The sequence below is a fragment of the Vibrio sp. Y176 genome, from assembly GCF_033438945.1.
In genome coordinates this window covers 737,327-761,302 of sequence record NZ_JAWOQS010000001.1, presented here as the reverse complement: position 1 = coordinate 761,302, position 23,976 = coordinate 737,327, and the positions used below count along the sequence as shown (strand labels likewise).

20 protein-coding genes and 1 pseudogene are annotated in these 23,976 nt (G+C 42.8%); 9 read left to right on the top strand and 12 right to left on the bottom strand.

Annotated elements, in window-relative coordinates; genetic code table 11:
• Positions 1-27: 27 nt before the first annotated feature.
• Positions 28-1,047: a TerC/Alx family metal homeostasis membrane protein gene (locus tag R7O13_RS03325; protein WP_031781325.1), complete on the bottom strand. Its 1,020-nt coding sequence runs from the start codon at positions 1,045-1,047 to the stop codon at positions 28-30.
• 622 nt (positions 1,048-1,669) lie between these two features.
• The gene (locus tag R7O13_RS03320) at positions 1,670-3,412 is read right to left on the bottom strand and encodes a bifunctional UDP-sugar hydrolase/5'-nucleotidase (RefSeq protein ID WP_318302982.1); all 1,743 of its coding nucleotides are present in this window, start codon (positions 3,410-3,412) and stop codon (positions 1,670-1,672) included.
• Between the two features lie 268 nt (positions 3,413-3,680).
• On the opposite strand from R7O13_RS03320, the gene R7O13_RS03315 reads away from it, so the two are divergent.
• Positions 3,681-5,315 carry an ATP-dependent endonuclease gene (locus R7O13_RS03315; protein WP_042520844.1) on the top strand — a complete coding sequence of 545 codons (1,635 nt, stop codon included), beginning with the start codon at positions 3,681-3,683 and terminating at the stop codon, positions 5,313-5,315.
• A gap of 153 nt (positions 5,316-5,468) precedes the next feature.
• Here the strand turns inward: R7O13_RS03315 and R7O13_RS03310 are convergent, their stop codons facing one another.
• Together R7O13_RS03310 and R7O13_RS03305 are read right to left on the bottom strand one after the other, a co-directional pair.
• Entirely contained in the window at positions 5,469-5,951 is a 483-nt protein-coding gene (locus R7O13_RS03310) for a DUF1097 domain-containing protein (protein WP_318302979.1), read from the bottom strand.
• Between the two features lie 228 nt (positions 5,952-6,179).
• Positions 6,180-7,085: a LysR substrate-binding domain-containing protein gene (locus tag R7O13_RS03305; RefSeq protein ID WP_005376369.1), complete on the bottom strand. Its 906-nt coding sequence runs from the start codon at positions 7,083-7,085 to the stop codon at positions 6,180-6,182.
• 301 nt (positions 7,086-7,386) lie between these two features.
• Here R7O13_RS03305 and focA point away from each other — a divergent pair, with 301 nt between their 5' ends.
• On the top strand, positions 7,387-8,838 hold the full coding sequence (focA, locus tag R7O13_RS03300; RefSeq protein ID WP_318302977.1) for a formate transporter FocA: 1,452 nt from the start codon (positions 7,387-7,389) through the stop codon (positions 8,836-8,838).
• A 137-nt stretch (positions 8,839-8,975) separates the two neighbouring features.
• Here focA and R7O13_RS03295 read toward each other — a convergent pair whose 3' ends face one another.
• From R7O13_RS03295 to R7O13_RS03285, 3 genes and pseudogenes are all read right to left on the bottom strand, one after another.
• Positions 8,976-9,545, bottom strand: coding sequence for a YceI family protein (locus R7O13_RS03295; protein WP_017634178.1), 570 nt, complete (start codon positions 9,543-9,545; stop codon positions 8,976-8,978).
• Positions 9,542-10,081, bottom strand: coding sequence for a cytochrome b (locus tag R7O13_RS03290; RefSeq protein WP_025767789.1), 540 nt, complete (start codon positions 10,079-10,081; stop codon positions 9,542-9,544). The genes R7O13_RS03295 and R7O13_RS03290 overlap by 4 nt, the downstream gene beginning before the upstream one ends.
• Positions 10,082-10,255: 174 nt before the next feature.
• Positions 10,256-10,498, bottom strand: a pseudogene (locus R7O13_RS03285) (DUF2164 domain-containing protein).
• 183 nt (positions 10,499-10,681) lie between these two features.
• Between R7O13_RS03285 and R7O13_RS03280 the strand changes: the two are divergent.
• Both R7O13_RS03280 and R7O13_RS03275 read left to right on the top strand, forming a co-directional pair.
• Complete coding sequence (locus R7O13_RS03280; protein WP_005376385.1) at positions 10,682-11,314, top strand: hypothetical protein; 633 nt, start codon at positions 10,682-10,684, stop codon at positions 11,312-11,314.
• Positions 11,315-11,501: 187 nt separating this feature from the next.
• Positions 11,502-12,290 (top strand): EAL domain-containing protein, encoded by a 789-nt coding sequence (locus R7O13_RS03275; protein WP_042520834.1) that lies wholly within the window; start codon positions 11,502-11,504, stop codon positions 12,288-12,290.
• Positions 12,291-12,317: 27 nt separating this feature from the next.
• On the opposite strand, the gene R7O13_RS03270 is transcribed toward R7O13_RS03275, so the two are convergent.
• From R7O13_RS03270 to R7O13_RS03260, 3 genes are all read right to left on the bottom strand, one after another.
• Positions 12,318-13,577, bottom strand: coding sequence for a DEAD/DEAH box helicase (locus R7O13_RS03270; protein ID WP_318302974.1), 1,260 nt, complete (start codon positions 13,575-13,577; stop codon positions 12,318-12,320).
• 67 nt (positions 13,578-13,644) lie between these two features.
• The gene (locus R7O13_RS03265) at positions 13,645-14,247 is read right to left on the bottom strand and encodes an ACP phosphodiesterase (protein WP_005376382.1); all 603 of its coding nucleotides are present in this window, start codon (positions 14,245-14,247) and stop codon (positions 13,645-13,647) included.
• 81 nt (positions 14,248-14,328) lie between these two features.
• Entirely contained in the window at positions 14,329-14,502 is a 174-nt protein-coding gene (locus R7O13_RS03260; protein WP_005376381.1) for a hypothetical protein, read from the bottom strand.
• Between the two features lie 314 nt (positions 14,503-14,816).
• Between R7O13_RS03260 and R7O13_RS03255 the strand changes: the two genes are divergently transcribed.
• On the top strand, positions 14,817-16,247 hold the full coding sequence (locus tag R7O13_RS03255; protein ID WP_005376380.1) for a methyl-accepting chemotaxis protein: 1,431 nt from the start codon (positions 14,817-14,819) through the stop codon (positions 16,245-16,247).
• Positions 16,248-16,677: 430 nt separating this feature from the next.
• Here R7O13_RS03255 and R7O13_RS03250 read toward each other — a convergent pair whose 3' ends face one another.
• Both R7O13_RS03250 and R7O13_RS03245 read right to left on the bottom strand, forming a co-directional pair.
• On the bottom strand, positions 16,678-17,346 hold the full coding sequence (locus R7O13_RS03250) for an HAD-IA family hydrolase (RefSeq protein ID WP_031778921.1): 669 nt from the start codon (positions 17,344-17,346) through the stop codon (positions 16,678-16,680).
• A gap of 195 nt (positions 17,347-17,541) precedes the next feature.
• Positions 17,542-18,051, bottom strand: a complete 510-nt coding sequence (locus tag R7O13_RS03245; protein WP_005386088.1) for a hypothetical protein — start codon at positions 18,049-18,051, stop codon at positions 17,542-17,544.
• A 145-nt stretch (positions 18,052-18,196) separates the two neighbouring features.
• Here R7O13_RS03245 and R7O13_RS03240 point away from each other — a divergent pair, with 145 nt between their 5' ends.
• The 4 genes from R7O13_RS03240 to glgC all read left to right on the top strand — a co-directional run bounded on the left by R7O13_RS03240 (position 18,197) and on the right by glgC (position 23,945).
• Complete coding sequence (locus tag R7O13_RS03240) at positions 18,197-18,667, top strand: CreA family protein (RefSeq protein ID WP_005397614.1); 471 nt, start codon at positions 18,197-18,199, stop codon at positions 18,665-18,667.
• Positions 18,668-18,900: 233 nt separating this feature from the next.
• Positions 18,901-20,205: an inosine/guanosine kinase gene (locus R7O13_RS03235; protein ID WP_318302970.1), complete on the top strand. Its 1,305-nt coding sequence runs from the start codon at positions 18,901-18,903 to the stop codon at positions 20,203-20,205.
• Between the two features lie 236 nt (positions 20,206-20,441).
• Positions 20,442-22,190, top strand: coding sequence for a formate--tetrahydrofolate ligase (locus tag R7O13_RS03230; RefSeq protein ID WP_186585332.1), 1,749 nt, complete (start codon positions 20,442-20,444; stop codon positions 22,188-22,190).
• Positions 22,191-22,727: 537 nt separating this feature from the next.
• Positions 22,728-23,945, top strand: coding sequence for a glucose-1-phosphate adenylyltransferase (gene glgC, locus R7O13_RS03225; RefSeq protein ID WP_213960955.1), 1,218 nt, complete (start codon positions 22,728-22,730; stop codon positions 23,943-23,945).
• Positions 23,946-23,976 lie beyond the last annotated feature (31 nt).

The window sequence follows — 23,976 nt, the reverse complement described above, 5'->3', positions numbered from 1 at the left end:
TTATTTCTTTTGATTTTAGTGCTTACTTTATATTTTTTGATTAGTAATATTAACGCTAGTTTGACGCTTCGCTTTATTTTTTAGGAGTGATGCCACCACTGCCGATGTCATCACAACAACTAAAAATGTGAGAGACCATGCTGTCGGAATCTCATATTCTGTTCCAACCAATAGCATTTTCACCCCGATAAACATCATGATTACTGATAATGCTGGTTTTAAGTACACAAACTTATCTAACATTGCTTGAAGAACAAAGTACAGCGATCGCAAACCCAATAATGCAAATACGTTCGCGGCTAAGACTAAAAATGGCTCTCGCGTTACCGCGAATATAGCTGGTATAGAATCCAATGCAAACATAACGTCCATTACTGCAATGACACCAACAACGATCAGCATCGGTGTTGCCACCCACTTACCAGCTTGCTTTAAGATTAAGTGATTTCCTTGGTAGTCATCTGTAACTGGCAATACCTTTCGAATCAACTGCTCCGGATATGGATTAACCTCTTCTGCTTCGCCTTTGTCGCGAGCTAGCTTAACACCTGTCCAAATAAGGAAAGCAGCAAATAAGTACAATACCCAGTGATACTGTGCAAGTAACTGAGCACCAACCGCAATCATGACAGCGCGTAAAACTAGCGCACCTATCACCCCCCAAAGCAATGCTCTCGGACGCAAATGCTCCGGCACACTGTATTGTGCAAAGATGATGGCAAACACAAACAAGTTATCAACGCTTAACGACTTCTCTAGTAAGTAACCAGTTAAGAATGAAATCGTTGCTTTGTCGTTCGTATAAGCGCTATGTGGCGCGTAAAAGTCCCAGAATAAATAAATAGAACCTGCAAAAACAAAGGCAAGCAAGAACCAAAAAACACTCCAAACGATGGCTTTTTTCATCGTGATAGCGCCACCACGTGTTTGATAGATATCAAGCGTAACAAGAACAAGGGTAAATAAACCAAAAGCACCATACATCGCTAATGATTCTTGAAGAGGCACCGATTGGCTCAATTGGGTGGTATTTTCGATAAGAGACATATTTCCTCCCATGGCGGAAGGACTTCGTTTGGTGACCTTCCGCAGACAATAACAACCAACAGCCACATAACGATTATGTGCTGCTAGTCAATGAATGCGTTGGTCTCGTTGAAGTGTTGACGTGAATGAACCACGTAACACCTTTACTTACCGGATAAGCTGATGCTTAACGAGATGACGATAAGTAAACTTGCGCTAACTACTCCCCAAACGCCGACATAATAACGCCGAGCGTCAGGCTTTCCAACAAAAAAGCCTTGTCTTATCGAAATAAAATTCTTATCAAAAATCAGGAAGCACTATAAAAAGAAAGAAATGGATTCAACCACCTGAACTTTAGTAAACAGACAAAAAGCAGCAAATGGATCAAGACAAACTCTTCATTGGTTAGAGCCCTAACGGGGAAGATAGATACAAAAAAGGAGCATTACTGCTCCCTTTTGTAACATCCACATTCTTAGCAATTCAAAAGCCGCTTAGAGGCACAAAGTAGACCAGTGTTGACCAAATTGCGATCCAGGCAACCACGACTGCCGTATCTGCCCAATCTTTATTCCACATACTGCCATCCTCATCAACCCATGTAGTAAGTGGAGAGCAGCAAAATCAATACCAGTATCTATTATCGACGTCGCTTTGTGTAAAGTTTGTGACTTTGATTCAAACAGTTTGGCTCATCGGTCAGGAGTTCAATAAAACAATCAGCCATGGACAAACTGGTCACACGTCCTTCTCCTTTCATCTCCTGCAATGCGTCGTACCCCTCTTTCCCTTTCATCGTATAGGCAGAAGAAGTCCCTCGATACCAAACATCATCTTGAACACCAACCCATTGTTTGCCATCAAAAATCACTAATGATTGAACTCTTTCACCTTTTGGGGCATCTGCGTGGTACTCGAAGTTTAAATTGTAAGTGTACGGATAACTGCCAGATCCAGTGCCTTCTACGCCATTGTTGAGTGCATTATTTATCGCGCCTTCAAGTGCACGGCGAATAGCGCTGCCTTTTACATCGTAAAAGCCGATAGGAACGGCAAAAGGCAACAGCCGTCCGGCAATGTCTGCCACTGTAATGTTGCCAGGGTTCAAAGAGGTTCGCACGCCACCCGCATTATGAATTGCAAATTGAACGTCATATCCACGTTTGTTTAAACAGTGCAGAAATGATCGGGCAACGGAGGAAGCCAACTCACTCTCACCAAATTCATCGGGAATTCTCACATGACGCTTTTTGGTGTCAACACTAGCAATGACTTGTGACTGTAACTGCCTGACCTGAGGAATATATTTATCGCTCAGGATCGCTTGAGTTTCCGGGTGTTTCTTACAAACCACGACATTCGGTTGACCATGGATGAAGTCGCACGCGGTTTCGAATACACCTTGGTCGAGCTGTTGGTTTAGCGTCGAGTCCCAAAAAATACGTCGACCAAGCAACAGTTCATTTTGTCCACTCAACATCGTTGCTTTACCGTGTTCATCAAACTCAATGACGCAGTGCCCCATTGTCAAAGCATGGAAACCCGCTTGCACCACATAGGTATCATTAATTTTGATACCGTAGGGATCGTCTTGTCCTAACCCTATTGATGAAAAATCACCTTGCAACCGGTGGCTGTGTCCACCAACAATTATACCAATACCTGCGACTTGCTCAGCTAACTCTAAATCACCTTCATAACCTAAGTGGCTCAGAAGAATAATATTTTTTATACCTGATGAATGGATTTGTTTTACGGTCGCCTTGGCGGTTTCAATTGCTGAGTGAAAAGGCGTGTCTGCATCAGGGTTTGCGATGTCGCTCATTTTATCTATGGATAATCCGAAAATCGCGACCCACTCACCATGGAATTCTTTAACAATGTATTGAGCGCTCTGTGTATCCGGTTGGTAACTATATACATCCTTGCAATCACTGATACGGTGAGGTTTTTTAAGTGATTCATTGGATAAATCCCAGTTGCCAGCAAGCAATGGGAACTGAGTACATTGGCAAAACAATGCAACTGGCTCATTCCCCATATCTAATTCATGGTTACCTAACGCCATTGCATCAATCTTTAATGCGTTCAATAAGTCGGCATTGGCTTTGCCTTTAAATAGTGAGAAATACAGCGTGCCTTGGAAGCAATCTCCGGCATGGAGGAACAACATCCCATGACCTTGGCGCTGAGCATCATCTCTTAACTGCTCGACTCTGGTTGCGATACGAGAAAAGCCGCCAGCACTGACATAGGGTTCTAGCGTGAGTTCATTGTTTATCTTAAGCTTTAACTGTAATGACGTTGGTTCAAAGTAGGAATGTGTGTCATTGATGTGTGCCAGTTTGATTCTCACTGGCTTATGATTGTTATTCATCTTCATCTTCTCTTTTTTCATTCCTTATAATAATAAGAAGTGAATCATGACAGAATCATGAATTTTATGAAACTGCGATTTAGGATTTCATGTTTAAGTGATCACGATGCTGTCCCCCGGCTTTGAAAGCAAGCCTCGCTTGTAACGGTCTCTATTCAGTAAGAGGCTCTCGTAATTTTGTGAACTGAGCTTAACTCAAAAATTTCGAATTCATATATGCTTAGGAGTAGCAAAATAACTCTCGATAATTCAAATAATTGCAAGGAGGATTGAGATGAGACTAGAACGCATCGAAATCTCCGGGTTTAGAGGCATCAAACGCCTTTCACTCTCTTTTGACGAACTCACCACGCTTATCGGTGAAAACACGTGGGGCAAATCATCATTACTCGATGCCCTTTCCATCGCATTACCTGCCAATGGCTCATTGTATCAATTCAAACTGAAAGATTTTCACGTTGACTACTCAATTTCTCATCCACAAACACAACACTTACAGATCATTGTTTGTTTTAAAGCACAGGATAAAAACGAAGTAAAAGCGGGACGCTACAGACGCATAAAGCCTACATGGTGCACCAACGAAGATGGTGAGCAAGTCATTTACTATCGTATTAGTGCGTCTCGCGATGAGCACGGCATTAATACAGAGTACGCGTTTTTGGGTCATAACGGCAAACCCAAAAAACTTCACCACTCAGAGAAACTCGCTATTGAGTTAATGACACTTCATCCTGTAATCCGACTACGTGACTCCCGACGCTTCCCAGATTTAAACCATGTCAACGGCGATGGTAAAAATGCTCGGATTGAAAAACGAATCAACAATACCTGTCGACGCTTATTGGCTATGCCTGGCCATGTAAATAAAGGTGAGATTCGTAGTAGTCTCGACTCAATGCAAACGCTTGTTGAGCACTATTTCGCGTTCAGAAGTGTCAGTAAAGGTAACCCACGCAAACCTCGTGATGGTCTTTTCTATACAAGCCCTTCCTCTGATAAAGGTTTGAGTCAGTTCTTGAAAGAAACCAATGACAAACAAAGCCGCTTGCTCTTAATGGGGTTACTCAATGCCTATCTTCAAGCTAAGGGCCCCACTGATTTAAGGCGCTGTGCGAGACCAATACTGATCATTGAAGATCCAGAAGGTCGACTGCATCCAACTCATCTAGCGAGAGCGTGGTCCTTATTGCAATTATTGCCAATGCAAAAGATATTAACCACCAACAGTGGCACGTTACTCGGTTCTGTTCCACTGTATTCAATTCGACGTTTAATTCGGCTATCAGACAGAACCATCGCTAAGAGTTTAAACTCAACAAAGTTTGGTCGAGATGAGTTGCGCCGAATTGGTTTCCATATTCGTTTTCATCGTTCAGGAGCATTATTTGCGCGGTGCTGGTTACTTGTTGAGGGCGAAACCGAAGTTTGGCTTTTTCATGAACTGGCTCGTCAATGCGGGTATGACTTGGCTGCCGAAGGGGTTCAAATCGTTGAGTTTGCTCAATCAGGTCTAAAATCACTCATCAAAGTAGCAAAAGAGTTTGGTATTGATTGGCATGTCGTTACCGATGGCGACCCAGCAGGGAAAAAGTACGCGCATGCAGTGCGAGCACAGCTCGACCATGATCAGGAAAGGCATCGACTTACGGAGTTACCCGACCGAGACATCGAGCACTTTCTGTACAACAATGGTTTTGAACTTTTCTTTAAGGACATCATCAAAGTTCCTCATGACCACCCTATCCCTGCTAAAAAAGTCGTAAATCGTGTTTTGAAAAAACATGCAAAACCGGACTTAGCTTTGGCTATTGTTTCTCATTGTGAAGAGAAAGGCATGGAGTGTATTCCTGTTCTTCTGCGCTGGACACTTAAACGCGTTGTTACCATGGCCAACGGCAATACATGAGTTAGGCGTATTTTACACTCAGCGTATTGTCTTGTAATACAAAAAAAGCACACCAATTTGGTGTGCTTGTATCAAACATCATTAATTTTGATTAAGGGTATTGAGAGGGATAAAACTCAATACACAGTGGATACCAATAAGATCGGGGGTTCACTACTGTGCTTGCTCAGCAAGCGAAGAAGAAGTAGCGGTTGATTTCGTATGCAACCATAGCCCTGTCGCTTTCATTAGATAGCCAAACACACCACCTAGCAACAACGATGGAATGACAAGTTGCCAGTTTCCGTCAGCCGCAAATGTTGCGCATGAACCAATAAAAGTACCAGGGATGTACGCGAGCCAAGCCTGTTTAGCTTGAATACACATGAAGAATGCCACAATAGCGGTAATCGCATAGCCAATAATTTCCAACCCCACGTAAGTGGAACCGTGAATAATTACCATTGCCCAGAATACGCCTGTCATATTGGTGATTAAGCTGATGCCTAGTCCTTTCAATCCGCTCGTTGGCGCTGCAAAGTAGCTCGTGCAACCTAAAAAACCAGCCCAAGAAAGCAAACCTAAAGAGATGGCGATCCAACCCCATACGCCAGATAAAATTCCAGTAGTGATAGAAATAGCTAAAAGTGTCGTCATGGTAGTCATACCTACTCGGCTATTATCGTACCTATATGGTTCAATAACTGCCTTCATACATTGAAATCAAGGACACATGTTAGATACATCAGCTCAGCTTATCGGTGATGCTGATCACAATAAGATATTATTATTTTCACAATTTACATTAAAAGTTTGACGCAACCGATAAATCAACAGATTTGGGGAATAAACCCAACTCATCTCGTAGGCATGTTTAATCAACCTTTAAAGAACTGAAGGCTTCCCTTTCATCATTCGCAGCCCCTCTCTTTTAATGCAGTCGACTAATGGGTTTTCTGCCATATCTGAGCGCCATATAAATGAAAGCGTCCTTTCCATTTTTAACTCAGGTACATTTAATGCCACAAGATGACCTGCTTCTATATATCGCTCTACATCTAAATACGGTAAGCAAGTAAGGTACTGACCATTAGCAACTAAACTACGTAACACCGGAACGTGTTCATACTCGCGCCACACATCCAAATCTTCAATAAGGTGGTGAATGGAACTATCAAATGTTTTTCGTGTGCCAGAGCCATGCTCTCTTAGTACCCACTTCGCTTGCTCTAACTGCGCAAGGCTAACAGACTGATTACGCGCAAAAGGATGATGAGAAGCTGCGACAACAGTAAGATGATCACGACACCATACTTCTTGGTGTAAACGGTTATCATCACAGCGCCCTTCAATAATCCCTAAGTCATACTTGTAATCTAATACCCCATCAATCACCCCTTTTGTACTTTGTACACCGAGGGAAATACGCATTTCTGGAAAGTCATTATCAATGATACTGATAAGGTCGGGAACTAAGTGCTCTGCTGGGGTTTGACTCGCTCCCATACGAATCTCACCACTCAATAAATGTTGCTCATAGAAGCCCATTTCAATCTGCAATGCATCTTGTAGCAAGCGTTTTGCTTTTGGTCGTAACCACATCCCCCAATGGGTTAACGCCATTTGCTTGCCTTGCCTCTCAAACAACGGCCTGCCAAGCATCTTCTCTAATTGCGCAAGCGACATACTCGTCGCTGATTGTGTTAAAGCCAATTTTTCTGCGGCTTGGCTTACACTGCCGGTATCTGCAACTGCGTCGAAAACCGCTAATTGCTTAAGTGAGTAGCGCAAAGTGTCCTCCATTATTAGTGGGTATTTCCCAATCCCCACAATTGTTAAAGCATGCCCCAATAAGCAATAGAGTTCATTTTACCTAGCCCCGTAAAGTTATCAATTAATTTGATGAGGTTTCTAAATATTATCAATTTTACCTTACTAACCGTTCTCCCTATTCTGAGTATGCGGTTCGGGAACACCGCAAGCCTCAATGGTTTTGAAACCGAAGTCATTGAGGCTCTTAATAAAAACAACAATTTCATTTTTGAGTTAATAACCAAGGATTTTTTATGCGATTACAAATTAAGGAGTCAATATGGCGGTGACCAGTTTTCAAAATCACCAGTATTTTTCTCCAAAAGAGATGATGGTTGAAGCGGAAAAATTTGCGTTAAGTAAGGCAAACAAAACCAGCAGTATGACATTAAGCCTCGCCATTATGGCCGGCGCGTTCATCGGGTTAGCATTCTTGTTTTACATCACGGTGACCACCGGCAGTACGGGCGCTGGTTGGGGCTTGAGCCGCCTAGCTGGTGGACTCGCATTTAGCATGGGATTGATCCTCATCGTGATCTGCGGTGGTGAATTATTTACCAGCTCCGTCCTATCCAGTATTTCTTGGGCCAATAAGCAAATCTCGTTCGGTAAGATGCTTTCGATCTGGGGCAAAGTTTACGTTGGTAACTTTATTGGTGCGATGTTCCTACTTGCGTTGGTTACTGCTGCTGGTCTTTATCAGATGGATGGCGGTCAATGGGGATTAAATGCGCTTAACATCGCACAACACAAACTTCACCACACTCTCATTCAAGCGTTTGCACTCGGTATTCTCTGTAACCTGTTGGTCTGCCTAGCGATTTGGCTGACATTTAGTTCTGCAAATGCAATGACAAAAGCAGCAATGACAATTTTGCCTGTGGCAATGTTTGTCAGCAGCGGTTTTGAGCACTGTGTTGCGAACATGTTTATGGTTCCACTTGGTATTGTTATCGCGAATTTTGCACCTGAATCTTTTTGGGCATCTGTCGGTGTGCCCGCGTCACAATACACAGACCTAAACATTAGCCACTTTATTACCGCTAACTTAATTCCTGTCACGCTTGGCAATATCGTCGGCGGAGCGGTATTAGTTGGCCTTTCAAACTGGTGTATTTTTCGCCGACCAGAACTAAAAGCAGCGAATATTTCTTCTATCACTACAACTACAACACTGTCGTCAGTTAAGGATTTCACCATGAAAAATGCCTCTTTTGTTAAAGACATTATGAACCAAAAACCAGTCACCATTCGTGCAGAAACGCCAATTGCAGCCGCGCTGGATGTGTTACTTGATAACAACGTAACTAGCACACCTGTTGTAGACGTACAAAATCGATTAGTTGGCTTCTTCTCTGCTCACGATGTGATGGTAGAACTATGGTGTGAGGACTACATTCCGGTGAAAGACCAAAAAGTCGTCGACATCATGAGCCGAGATGTGGTCGCAATTGACGCTGGTGATCGCCTCGTTGATGTTGTGGAATTCCTATGTATCGATAAAGAGCAGTTGTACCCAGCGAGCAGTATGGGTATTGCCACTCGCTTGACGTCTTTGTCTCTCGAAGAACGCGCTAAAAGTATCAAAGTAAGTAAGCCACAAGTGCTTCCTGTGCTTGAAAATGGGCAGATGGTCGGGGTGGTTACTCGTACTGAAGTATTAAAAGCACTACGCCCGATTTTTGGTGAGCGTTTAAACCTAGTGGAAAAAAGCGAGTTAGAAACAGCGTAATTCGCTAAACATTTACAACGTCTATTGGCTTTCAATCGCTATCACTGACTGGTTTATCGATGTTAGTGATGTGATTAAGATAATAAAAAAGCGCTCTTCAAGTGAAGAGCGCTTTTAGTGTATCTAAAAGGAACTAATTACTTCTTAATACCTTCGATATGAAGTTCCATATCGACGTAGCTTGAAGCACCCATTACTGGGATGTCAAAGTCAGCAAGCTCTAGGCGAGTGTTGCCAACAAAGCCAGCGCGCTCGCCGCCCCATGGGTCACTGCCAGCACCAACGAATTCAGCCTCAATAGTAATAGGCTTAGTAACACCGTGTAGCGTTAGATCACCAGTTACATCTAGTTTGCCATTGCCTTTATCAACCACTTTTGTGCTCGTAAAGGTTGCTTCACTGTATTTACCAGCATCGATGAAGTCACCACTACGAATGTGTTTGTCACGTTCAGCATGGTTTGAATCTAGGCTGGTTGTATCAACAACAACATTTACTTTTGAGTCAGCAATGTTGTTTTCATCAAAAGAAAAGTCACCAGAAAATGTATTGAAACGACCTTTGATGAAACTGTAACCCAAGTGGCTAACTTTAAAGTTGATTGAAGCGTGAGCACCTTTGGTATCGATGACATAATCTGCAGCTTGCGCACCAAATGGCAGTGCCATAGCGATAGCTAATCCTGTAGCGAAAAGTGACTTTTTCATTTTGAAGCTCCTAACATTTTTCTTAATGTGTTGTCTTTATCGATAAAGTGGTGTTTTAGTGCAGCAATAGCATGTAAGCCTGCAATCAGGATGACTGCCCAAGCTGCATAGAAGTGAATCTCACCTGCAATATCTGATTGGCCTGGGAATAACTCTCCCGCTCCTGGCACGGTGAACCAATTAAACACTTCGATGCCGCGTCCATCAGACGTTGAAATGAGGTAACCTGAAACAAAGATGGTGATCAATAGTAGGTACATGACACCATGCGCTGCTTTAGCAGCAAGCACTTCGTAACGTTTGCCTTCTACCTTTGGTGACGCCGTCACATGTTTCCATACGATGCGTGCCAAAGTTAAAATAGCGAGTAAAATACCGACAGAGCGATGGTAATGCGGCGCAGTTCGATACCATTCGCTGTAATAGCTAAGGTCGACCATCCACAAACCCACTGCAAATAGACCAATAATGCACAGCGCTGATAACCAATGCATCACGCGTGCAGTAAGGTTGTAATTCTTTACCAGTGTATCCATCTCAAGTTCCTAGATATATTCCTAAGTTAATGCTGAGCAAGAAACACTACATTAACCTATTTACGTCATATGAAACAGATTATTTACCATCATTTACATCCAGCCAATGGTACCGTATCTATCAAGTTGTTCGAATTTTTTGAAGGAACTTTAAATCGTTTGTAAAACTGAAACTTACAGCTTAATTTCTTGTTCTATCTCATACAGCTCTTCGGAAACTTCTAACATTCTGCGTTCAACCAGTAACTTAGCATCTTCAACACCCTTGTTATAGTAAATTGGCCCTAGTTTTTCTGTAATAAAATCAATTAGAAACTCACTATCGAACTAGCCAATTTCAACATCTAGCTCGTCTTGCATGTAATCTTGAATGGCGGTGGCCAGCGCCTCTTTTTGTGCGCGTTCTAGCTTTATCATTTTTTCCCTTTCAAATTTTTGTTCAACTTCTGCTTCTTTCGTGTTGTTCTATTAAAGATTAGACACGGTCATTTGTGAGAAATTTGGTGTTTAGATCAAGAAGTTGCCGAAGTAAATTAGTCTATTCTCAAAAGACTATGCTAACCTTTTGCAGTTCGTTTTGTAATTATTAAGGGATATTCTTTGCTACTCGACCTAGTTATTCAAAGTGTTAATGATTTTCAAGACGACTGTCTTAAGCTGTGTGAAAAGCATTACCCTGCGGTGCATAACCAAGGCATGAGTGAGCATCATCTTGGTCTCGCGTTTTCAAGAAGGATGGAACATACTTTTCGTCACTTTGGATACAACTGCGTGATAAAGCCAATCGAAGTGTTGGATTCTCCAGACCTTCCCCATCACTATCGAATTTCATCCGACATTGGCACTGTCTGGGTTCTGAGTCACCATATGGTCAGTGCCGGAAAATCTTGCCGGGAAAACTTACTCTCATCAATTACGGAATGGCAGAGTGAATATGGCTATGCCTTACAGCCTAATGACCTACTCTTTTTGGTTTGCGATCATTGGATAAGTCGCAGCAAAACGAGCCGAGAATTACTTCATTGGTGGATGGGTGAACTACCCGATCAGATCAACGAATACACAGAACAAGGAATCACACTGTACACCAGCGAGTCGCAACTCACGCAATCTTTGGACACTCGATTCGGTATTAGCCCTTGTTACATTAAGTTTGGGCATCCTTTACGGCGTTCGAACAAACAGCAGTTAGTCAGAAAATATTTGCAGTTGTATGCCGTACTGCAATGGTAGCATCAAATTGAAGTGCTGAGATTATCAATTATTTCATCAATTTGTTTGATATCACTCGACAAAACTACCCATCCATTACCATCGTTCTTGCTTGAGTTAATGAGCACACTTAGATTCATTGCCAATGAAATAGAAAAATTAGCGCGATAACGCTGATGTTGAGACATTGATTTAGGTTGTGGTAACAATGATGAGCATCTCGCAACTACTTAGTTGCATCCGGAAAGAAGCCGACGGGCAGTATATTGCGAAATACGCGAACTTCACTCTCCGCAGTGTCTTTCAACCCATATATAAGAACGATATTTCCATCGTTGGCCTTGAAGCACTGGTAAGAATTAGTAATGCCAATGGCACCATGGTTAGGCCAGATCAGTTTTTCCAATCCAAAGCGACTCCCACTCAAGATTTGCTCAATGTTGAACGCTTAAGTCGCCTAATCCATATCAAAAATTTCTCTCAGTCTCGCTTTCACACAAAACAATTGTTTCTCAATGTATTACCGGTAGCGGCAGAGATACTAGTCAAAGACATCACTTATAACCGACTGCTAAAACAAACCATTTATGAATCGCATTTGATGAATGAACAAATCGTCATGGAGTTACTTGAATTGAAGGTGGAGGATGAACTCTCTTTGTCTCAAGCTGCTCGGGAGTTAAGTCTTGAAGGATTTAAATTAGCGATTGACGATTATGGCGTCAATGCATCGACAACTGAGCGAGTGAGAAGCGTTTGCCCAGATATAATCAAGATGGATCGCTCTTTATTGCTAAGGTATGAAAACGGTGATTTTAAAGCGCTTAACGATGCATTATCACTCGCAAAAGCGTTATGCTCTAAAACCGTTATCGAAGGAATTGAAACCGAGCATCAACTTCGCTTAATGAAAAAGCTCGGTTTCGATATGTATCAAGGGTACCTACTTGCTATCCCCCAAACGTTAGACGTCTATGAAGAGGCAAAAACAGCCTGACTATGTAAGAACAAAAGTTTGCGCGGTTTAGCGAGAGCTACGTGATTTACCACGATTCTTATGAATCGCCAATTTTGCTTTTAGCTTACGCTTCTCAGATGAACGACTACGACGGCGCCCACCCCCATTTTGTTCAGGCTCAACTTCTTCTACAAGACTTGGTTCGAAACCTGCCAGCCATTCTTGGGGTAAGCGTTGATCAAGCAGGTTCTCGATAGCTTGCAACAAGTACTCCTCATCTCTACTCATCAGAGAAACCGCCAAACCTGACTTTCCTGCTCTTCCAGTGCGGCCAATTCGATGGACATAATCTTCTGCTTTGAATGGCATATCAAAGTTCACGACTTGTTCTAGCTCTTGAATATCTAACCCTCGTGCTGCCACATCGGTTGCAATCAAAGCACGTACCTTACCTTGTTTAAATTCATCCAAAGCTCTTTGGCGGGCACCCTGTGATTTATCACCGTTGATAGAAACCGCTTTGATGCCATCTAACTTGAGCTCTTTCGCTAACTCATCACTGCCTTGCTTCGTTTTTGTAAATACCAGCACTTGCTGCCAATTCCGCAAGCCAATTAAGTACGCTAGCAATTCACGTTTCCGTTTTTTATCCACTGGATAAACCATTTGTGTTACCGTTTCAGCAGTCGTATTTGCTGGTGAAACTTCGACTTCAACTGGCGATTCCATGAGTTTATACGCAATAGTTTTGATTCGCTTCTCAAATGTCGCAGAGAACAATAGGATCTGTTTCTCTGCAGGTAAACGTCGGAAGATGCGCTGCAAGTCAGGCCAAAATCCCATATCTAACATACGGTCGGCTTCGTCTAACACGAGCATACCGGTTTTAGAGATGTTTACGTTACCATTAAACAGGTGATCCAAAAGGCGGCCTGGCGTGGCAATCAAAATATCAGCGCCCTCTTCTAACTTTCTCTTTTGTACGCCAATGCTTGTACCACCATAAACACACACAATGCGAAGTTCTGTTTCTGCCGAGTACTGATTCAAATTATCAAATACCTGCTGTGCAAGCTCGCGTGTTGGAACCAAAATCAATGCTTGAGGTGTGCCGTTAAGTTTCTTTTGCTGAACGGTTTGTATGATAGGTAAACCAAACGCAGCCGTTTTTCCCGTACCAGTTTGTGCAGCAGCAAGTAAGTTTTTTCCTGCAAGGACGTGTGGAATTGACTTTTCTTGCACTGGTGTTGGCGTCACGATATTTAGATTGCCTAGCGTCTCGATTAGCTTTTGTTCGATGCCTAAATCAGCAAAATTAACAGACATGTGTAACCTCATTATTTTTGGAGCGCAGAGTTTACCAGAGCCCCTAAAGCCATACTACTTTTCTGTCTCATTGAGTTGAGTCATTAAGCTGTTGCTGAAAATCATACGACTGGCGCAAAACATCTCGATAAAGTGACGAGAACTTCTCTTCTAATTCGGTGTAATCACTTTCAATCACTTTAAATGTTGTGGTTAAGTCTGCCATCCTAGGACTTCTTTGCGACATCCGATGTAGTGCAAATTCTATATTGTCTAGATCTTGATAGGATTGAAGCCATCGGCCATGCCACATTCTGCTGTGGAGCACCAAAAAACGTGGCGGCAAATGTTCATGAACCTCTCGGTTTACTCTCTCGTATGCCGTTTGGACAAAGTGTTCGAGAGGCTCGGAATGAAAGTCGTTCCAGTGTTTTGCGAGGCAATGATCCCAAAACATATCCAAAGCGATAGGTGCAAAACGTCGCGCAACACCAGTGAAATGAGGCTTACATTCGTTGACGATTGGATGATGATCAGTAATACGGTCAACAAATCTATGTAATCTGATGCCGTTTGAGATATCGCGCTCATATAGCTTGCTTGGATCTCCTTTTACGAAGTCTCCAAGCAAGTTTCCCAATAAATGGCTGTTACTGTGATCTGCGATATGCAGGTGGGCTAGAAAGTTCATTCGACGCCAGTTTTGGCCTCTAGGGCTTGGTGTGACATGAACCTAGTATAACGTCAATTACGACGAGATGAGAGTGTTCCGCTATTCGGCTTCGTTGTCTGAGCCAACGTATTCCGACAAGATAATGCCAATTTCAAGCGCATCTAGCAGCTCTAGGCTCTCATCGTTTTGGTATTGGTCGCTCATTGTGACCTCCTTTATTTTAAGCTCTCTTGCTTTTACTTGCTGACGGCCTGACTCTTGCCATATCCACATCAGCAACTCCTTTTTATAGTCTTTATATGACACATTCATGACAGCGAGAAGTAAAGATTTAAAAACCTATGAGCATAATCAAAAGTAAACGATTGCAATTAGGTTTCATATCCGCTTAACACTTTAGAGAAATGACTCTTTTATCAACATTCATGTCAATTTAAAGATATAACATACTGTTATAGGCGTCCTTAGATCTCATTTCTTAAACTAAATTTAGTATTCGTTACATATTTTGCTGATTAACTTCGCATATTTTGTTTCGATATAGCAATAGATTTGGTCAATATCTTTTATCTCTAATGGAGCTTTAAATGAGAGAAGTTGAGTTTAGAACGATAGACAGGCTGTTTATCAAGATGTCTATCAACGACAAAATGTGGGTTATATTCCTACTGTTTTTAGTAGCCCTCACTTCAGTGGCTGGAAGCCGCTACTTCAATGAAATACAACAATTTGAGCAGCAAGCCATCTCGGCGAGCGAAGCGAAGCTTTCTGGTATCGTTGATGCTCAATCAAACCGCGCTACAGAAATTGACGGCGTATCGAAATCGAACCGCGTAAGCGAGAGTTCTTTTGTCGATGGGTCTGTGACCGCTTATGCCAAGTTGCATTCTGGGGAAGTGATTAAGCTGACTCAAAATGTGTCCACACAATACGAATCGTTAAAATCATCAGCTCTATCGTCACTATTACTCAGCTTCTTATGGGTTATTCCTTTTGCCCTATTCTCTTACTGGGTGGCAACGTTTATCGGAGGAGCTCTGTGGGTTTTATATACAACAACCGAAAAAATTGGTGACGGTGACTTAACCTCTCGTCTTGGTTTCCATCCAGGTCGAGATGAATTCGGTACCATCGGCTGTGCGCTAGACAAGTCTATGGATACCTTAAGTGAACTGGTTAATAGTGTTAAAAATAATGCAACGATGTTGAGCGAGACATCTTCTGCATTCGAAAAAGATATGCAGTTGAGTGAAACCCAGATATCTCATCAATATCAAACGCTTGATTCAGTCGCGACGGCAATGGAAGAAATGACAGCCTCTGCAAAGGAGGTATCAAGTATTTCTCAACAAGCAACGACGCAGTCAGACCAAGATGCCCAGAAGATCGAACTAAGCAGAAGCCGTGTACAAAACGTGATTGGCGAGATAGAGACGTTATCTAGCTATATTGAACAAGCCTCTACGTCAGTAACCAATTTAAACGAGAATACGACGCAGATTAATGACGTGATCACAACGATTAACGCCATTTCAGAACAAACTAATCTGTTGGCACTAAACGCAGCAATCGAAGCAGCCCGTGCTGGTGAACAAGGTCGTGGATTTGCAGTGGTTGCCGATGAAGTACGTACATTAGCAAGCAGAACTCAACAGGCAACAGTAGAGATCCAAGCCATGATTGAGAAGCTTCAAATTGAGAGCCAGAACATTGCTTCAATCACCAACCGAACCGTTCAGCAAGCTCAAACCAGCAGCCAGCTTATTGATGAAATCGGCCATGATGTTACCTCTATTGCCGAGTCAGCACGCTCATTAATGGACATGAGCATTCAGATTTCCACATCTGCTGAAGAACAAAGCGCAGTTGCTAACGATATTGCATCGGAACTTTCAGAAATTCGTAGTCAATCAAGCACAATCAGAGAAGTGGCGGAGCAATCTACCGCTGGCGTCGCTAATCTCACGCAAGCCTCCGTTTCTCTTGGTGAGATATTACAACGCTACCGCACCGCATAACGTTGTGGAACTTATGATCAACAAGGGCTCCTTAAGGAGCCCTTTTCTTTAAACCGTGTTCAACTATTACCTTCGATATTTTCTACGACATCCAAGTGGATATTTGAAGTGAATCTCAAGTTCTCGCTGTACCGGATGAAATAATGTTCTTAAACAAAGCGTTCCGCTATGCTTGATCTTGCCAATTCCAATTTGCTGCTGGAAAACAATATGAATAATTACAAAGACACAAAAGACATAGAGAACCTGAACTGCCCACTCTGCCAAGGAGATGAATATCTCATTTCATCGGATGGCGAGAAATTCACATGCGCTGCTTGTGGATTTCATACAAAAAACTTCTCATCTATCCAATGTCTACATCAAACGCCTTACCTACAGTCTAAACTTAAGCACATCCACAGCTTGAGTCCGGTTTGCCATTAGTAGGTCAAACAGAGCAGCCACACAGCTGCTCTTTTAATTCATCTAAATGATGGATGCGAATTACACGCTCGTCATCAACAAGATTGATAGCTTCACCATTAAATAACTGCACCGTTTTGATACCGGCGTTTAGTCCCGCCTCGACTCCTTTAGGCGTGTCATCAATATAAAGACAGTCACTTGGTAAAAAGCCCATGCTCATAGCACTGTACATGATTAAATCGGGCTCAGGCTTCCAACTATTCGCATCGAATGCCGAGAACACTTTCCCTCGGAAAGCATCGAGTAAACCGGTTAACTCCAAAGCGTATTCAATTTTATCTTTAGGTCCATTAGACGCCACACAATATTCGATATTATGCGAATCCAAAAACTGAATTAATCGTTTTGCGCCATCCATCGGCTGTAAGTGACGCACAAAAAGAGACTGGACTTCTTCTCGGTATTGCGGCTCTAAAACATCAATTGGGACTTTGATATCTTTCAATTCTTTAGTATCTAAAAGGATGTCAGCGAGCTTTCCTCCTTTAAAGTGAGAAACGCACTCTTCCATCGTTAACTCAGCCCCATGCTGGTTAAATACATTGACGAGCGCTTGGCAACACAGTCTTTCGCTGTCGACCAACGTACCATCACAGTCAAATATCACGCACTTAATATTGGTAATTGCCATAGCCATCTCCAGACGTCTTAAAGGCTCAAGCCCAAGCTGATTTTAAGAATGTTTGGATTAATCTTATTTGAGTTTGGGATTGTTGAAACGACGAGCTTGGCATTTCATGGAAATAGAAGGGAGCAATTACAGTTTTTCTAAGCAAGATCACCCAACGTCATCTTGCTTTACTTTTTATGCACATTGATGTGTAAGTTAGTCTTCGATAACCACTGAGTCTAACAGTTTTTGCTCGGTGCTTAGTCTTTTAGCCAGATCAGCCACAAACGAGCTTTTGTATTTTGATTCAGAAACAGCAACATCAGAGATGAGTGTATTTCCTTCGAGATGGCTAACAATAGCAGCACCAATTGGGACTCCTGATTTAAAACCAACATATAATTCAAAATCTGGCGTGAGGATAATCTGTGTCAGATATTCAATGATCATATCTTTATCATACTGCTGTTCCCAGCGCTGAGATTGCAAGATAGAGAACATAATGGTCAGTCGATGAAAATCGACCAGAAAAATATCGTCGGGGTTAAATTCAGAGTCACTTTCCAGTAGTGTGTCTTTGTCGACTACTTGATACGTTGCTTTTTCTAGCGTTTTGAAATAGACATCGCGCCCTTTCAAACTCTCTGGTGTCGGAAATTCAACTTCGACCAGATCATACAGCCATGTATTTTTACGCTCGATACTGGCTAACTGTTGTTCATTCATCTTGATACCTTCGTTTAGAGCAGTACATTAGCATGAAGCCCGCAACAAACCTAGCGCACATAGACCTTTCCGTGGCTAAATTTTGTTTTAGGTGCAAACCTCTGATAGATTTCATCAATATCTTTCCTAGTTAAGGACAAAAATAATGAAAAAGATGCTGTTAAGTGCATTGCTTGCTACTACTCTAGTTGGTTGTTCAGATAACGATGTTGCTGACGTGGGGCTCGGTTGGTTTACTTTGAAAGACATCAAAGTCGGTGAGTTGAAAGACGAGGTGGTAACAGGTGTCACATGTCACATCGCCTCTATCGAAGCGGATTTCAGCTTAGCAGATCCAAGTGATAGCTCAATATCATGTCGTCAGACTGGCGAAATCACACCGGAAATGATTGCAAAAATAGATAAGAGTAAGTCCGGTGAAATTGTATTTAAGAAGTCAAAAAGCATTTTCTTCAAAACAATGAAGGTTCGCCGTATTTATGATGCCGATAACCAAACCTTACTCTACTTGTCTTATACAACAAAAGAGACCGATGGTAGTTTTAAGCATAGCCTTTCGACAGTCCCACTTTGGGGTACCAAGGCTTACGTTGAGCCAACTGAAGTGAAAAAGTAACGCGGGTAAATTTAGTTAGCGCGGAGCAGGCTCTTTCCGGGCGCTGCTGAGCAACAAGTTTAAAAAACAACCCATTGCAATACGACAAGCGCCATAAATTGCAGCTGCTTTGGTTGCTATTTACTCAGCTCGCTGATTTTTTCAGCGAGCAGACTTCTTTGTAATAAATCACCACGATTTTCATTTTTTTGTGATACAATCCCGCGTCTTTTTTTTCTCACTCAAGAACAAGCATGAAGTTTCCTGGTCAGCGTAAATCTAAACACTACTTCCCAACTCACGCTCGAGATCCATTAGTAAACCAAATCCGACAGGCACCTAAGCTATATCGCCCAACTATTGTTGGTGTCGGTCAAACCATTGTAGATATCGAAGCACGTGTAGATGACGCGTTTTTAGAGAAATACAACCTGAGTAAAGGACATTCGCTCGTTCTTGAAGAAAGCAAAGCAGATGCACTTTACGAAGAACTGGTTGAGCAAGGCCTGATCACACACCAATACCCAGGTGACACGATTGGCAATACTCTTCACAACTACTCGGTTTTAGCCGATAGCAAATCCGTTTTGCTCGGTGTGATGTCTAAGAACATTCAAGTCGGTTCTTTTGCTTACCGCTACCTTTGCCGTACGTCTTCACGCATGAACCTTAACCATTTACAAACGGTAGATGGCCCTATTGGTCGCTGCTACACCCTAATTTCTCAAGACGGTGAGCGTACATTTGCTATCAACGAAGGTCATATGAATCAACTACTTCCGGAAAGCATTCCTGAAGAGATCTTTGAGAAAGCATCAGCCCTGGTTGTTTCTTCTTACCTAATGCGTGGTAAAAAAGAAGATCCAATGCCTAAAGCGGTACAAAGAGCGATCGACTTTGCTAAGAAGCACGATGTCCCTGTTGTACTTACGCTAGGGACAAAGTACGTTATCGAAGGTAACGCACAGTGGTGGCAAGAATACATTCGCGAAAACATTTCTGTTGTCGCTATGAATGAAGAAGAAGGTGCGGCGCTAACAGGTGAAACAGAGCCGCTAGCAGCTGCTGATAAAGCACTTGAATGGGTTGATCTCGTACTTTGTACAGCAGGACCAAATGGTCTGTATATGGCTGGTTACACCGACGAGAAAGTAAAACGAGAAACCACACACGACATCCTTGAAAGCTCCCTCGAAGCCTTTAACCAGTACGAGTTTAGTCGTGCGATGCGTAAAGAAGACTGTCAAAACCCAATGAAGGTCTACTCTCACATCGGCCCTTACCTTGGTGGACCACTAGAGATTAAGAACACTAACGGTGCAGGTGATGCAGCCCTTTCAGCCTTACTGCATGACATGGCAGCAAACTCTTTCCACCAAAAAGAAGTGCCTAACTCAGAAAAGCACGAAGTACGATGCTTAACCTACTCCTCGCTTTCTCAGATCTGTAAATACGCAAACCGAGTAAGCTATGAAGTGTTGACGCAGCACTCTCCTCGCCTATCGCGAGCGCTTCCTGAACGAGAAGATAGCTTAGAAGAGACTTATTGGGATCGTTAAAACGACAGCTTTAAAGCTAAAAATATATCAAGGTCACCATTTGGTGGCCTTTTTGTTTTTATCTAGCACTATAACGAGTAGATTTCGTTAGTATGTCGCACAATACGAAGCAGTAAACTCTTTACAAGCCTAACCGAAACAGTACCATCACCAAGCAGAGCTTTGCCTCACAATAATACTCGTTATAACTCAGGTAGTTTTTCAACGCTACTTGTGTGCCACTTTGGGGATTCTCCATGCAGTCAGATATCGAAATTTGCCGAAACACACCACTTTCTTCTATTGATGTTATCGCGGAAAAAGTAGGACTATTGCCCGAAGAGTATGACACTCACGGGAAGCACAAAGCCAAAGTCCACCCAAAATGTTTGGAACGACTCAAAGCAAATGATGACGGTAAACTTGTACTCGTCACTGCGATCACGCCGACTCCTCTTGGCGAAGGAAAAACCGTTACGACGATAGGACTGGCGCAAGGTTTAGCAAAGCTTAATCAATCTGTTATTGCATGTATAAGGCAACCTTCGATGGGCCCCGTCTTCGGTATTAAAGGTGGCGCAGCGGGCGGTGGTTATTCTCAAGTAGCTCCAATGGAAGAGTTAAACTTACACCTTACTGGTGACATTCACGCAGTGACAGCGGCGCACAACCTTGCTTCAGCCGCTCTTGACGCTCGCTTGTTCCATGAGCAACGCGAGGGTTATGATGCCTTTGAATCACGCACCGGGTTAAGAGCACTTAAAATCGACACGGCAAGTATTACTTGGAAACGAGTGATGGACCATAATGATCGTGCACTACGTAAAGTCAAAATTGGCCTCAATGATGCAGGAAAAACCATCAATGGTTTCGAGCGTGACGAAGGGTTCGATATTTCAGCCGCTTCCGAGTTAATGGCTATCATTGCACTAGCCAAAGATTTAAAAGATTTACGTCAACGTATTGGGAAAATTGTCGTAGCGTACGATTTGAACGGAAACCCCGTCACTACGGAAGATCTACAAGTTGCAGGAGCAATGGCAGTAACACTAAAAGAGGCGATTGCACCAACACTGATGCAAACTCTAGAAGGTGTTCCTACGTTGATCCATGCAGGTCCATTTGCAAACATCGCCCATGGAAATTCATCCATTATCGCGGACGATATTGCGCTAAAACTGTCAGGTTACACGGTAACTGAAGCCGGTTTTGGTTCGGATATGGGATTCGAGAAAGCGTGTAACATTAAAGCTGCTGCCGCCAACAAAGCTCCTGACTGTGTAGTGATCGTAGCAACATTACGCGGCCTCAAAGCGAATTCCGGACACTACGATTTACGGCCAGGTATGGCTATTCCAGATTCCATCTTTAATCCGGACCAAGCAGCATTGGAGGCTGGGTTTGAAAATTTAAAATGGCACATAAATAACGTTCATAAATACGGTTTACCTGCTGTCGTTGCCATTAACCAGTTTCCACAAGATTGTGTGAAAGAGCTTAAAGCTCTTGAAGAGCTGATTCACCAATTTAATCCCGAAGTTAAAGTAGCCATCAGCACCGCTTTTTCGCAAGGCGGACAAGGCGCAACGGAACTAGCTCAACATGTTATTGATGCGTGTACCACGCCTGTAGAGTTTTGTCCGTTATACAACAAAGAGCAATCATTACTCGAAAAGCTCATGGCAGTATGTGAAGCGGGCTATGGAGCAACCAATATAGAAATGACTCCTATCGCGACTGAACAGCTCAAACATTTTGAGCAATTAGGCTTTAACAACTTAGCGGTTTGCATCGCGAAGACACCACTATCGATAACCACAGACTCCGCAGTCAAAGGCGCACCAACTGGTTTTACCGTCCCAATCCGCGAGCTGCGCTTGTGTGCGGGCGCAGGATTCGTTTACGCATTATCTGGTACCGTGATGACGATGCCAGGCTTACCTGATAAACCCGCATTTATGAATTTAGATCTTGATGATGAAGGAAATATCATCGGTCTCTCTTAGTACAGTGATAACGTATCGCTATCAGTGAAGTGAGCATATTCATTAAGTGAGTGGTCTACTTACCTATCCACTCACTCTCAACAACTGTGAAAAGAGTTGTCTCAGGCCTTCTACTCTTGAATTGTTGATACAAAGCTCTCCTGCCTTACATCAACGCGCCTGTTTTAGACCTTTAGAGTTAAGAGGCTAACCCTAAGCCTTGTTTAGCCATAGTTATTAAGCTAGAAAACCCTATTTATCTTCTTGTTTTGTCGCCACTTTACATTGTAAATCCATACTTTTTGACTTCTCCTTTCTACAATTTTGCGCCAATTTGATGCACGGGCTATTTAGCGCTTCACTAATATGGTGCAGTTGTCTTACAGTGAAATTTTAACCTCCTTGATTTTTAAGGAGATATTCTATGGCTCGATTCTTGTAGTAGACTTTTCACTAATAAGCACATTAGCACATGCTTTTCAAAACCTCTGCGTTGCATACCACCTCCTTCAGGTTAGCACCGTTTTGATGCATGTGAGAAAAGGGAAAGGGAATACTATGGAAGACGCACTCGCCGTAATTTTAGCAGGAGGGATGGGGTCTAGACTCAGCCCACTCACCGATGACAGAACCAAGCCAGCCGTACCTTTTGGCGGAAAATATAGAATTATAGATTTCACACTAACCAATTGTTTACATTCGGGTTTACGCAAGATCCTTGTTTTAACCCAATATAAATCTCATTCACTTCAAAAACACTTACGAGACGGCTGGTCGATATTCAATCCAGAGCTAGGCGAGTACATTACTGCTGTTCCACCACAAATGCGCAAAGGTGGTGCATGGTATGAAGGAACCGCCGATGCGATTTATCACAACATGTGGTTGCTATCGCGAAATGATGCAAAGTATGTGGTTGTGTTATCCGGCGATCATATCTATCGAATGGACTACGCCGCAATGCTTGAAGAGCATAAAGAGAAAGGTGCTAAGCTCACCGTTGCCTGTATGGATGTTCCCGTAGAGGATGCTTCAGCATTCGGTGTAATGGGCACCGCAGCAAACGGGCTCGTTACTTCGTTTATAGAGAAACCTGAAACCCCACCTACTCTTCCTGGAAGCGCGACCAGAAGCCTTGTTTCTATGGGAATATATATCTTTGATATGGATGTTTTGAAAGAAGCGCTTGAAGAAGACTCAAAACTCGATTCATCAAGCCATGACTTCGGAAAAGACATCATACCTAAGCTGATTGATACCGAATCCGTTTACGCTTATCAATTCTGTGGCAGTAAAGGGCGCGTCGATAAAGATTGCTATTGGCGCGACGTGGGTACCATTGATTCCTTCTATGAAGCGAATATGGATCTACTAGAACCTGTGCCACCAATGAACCTTTATCAGTCCAATTGGGCGATTCGTACTTACGAGCCGCAGTTTCCACCAGCTCGTACTGTATCGTCGGCCACGGGTAATGAAGGCATTTTTATTAACTCCATCATTGCTACCGGTGTCATCAATTCCGGAGGCTCGGTACAGCACTCCATTATTTCCTCTAATGTACGCATTCAAGATAGTGCAACGGTAGTCGATTCCATCATTTTTGATGACGTAGAAGTCGGTGAAGGAAGTCAGTTGGTCAACTGCATAGTTGATAAACATGTTCGTATTCCGCCACATACTCAAATTGGCATCAATAAACTTGAAGATGCGAAGCGATTTAAAATCTCAGACAAAGGTATTGTCGTCATACCCGAAAGTTACCAATTCGATTAAACGACAAACTATCACAACAAAAAAGCGCACG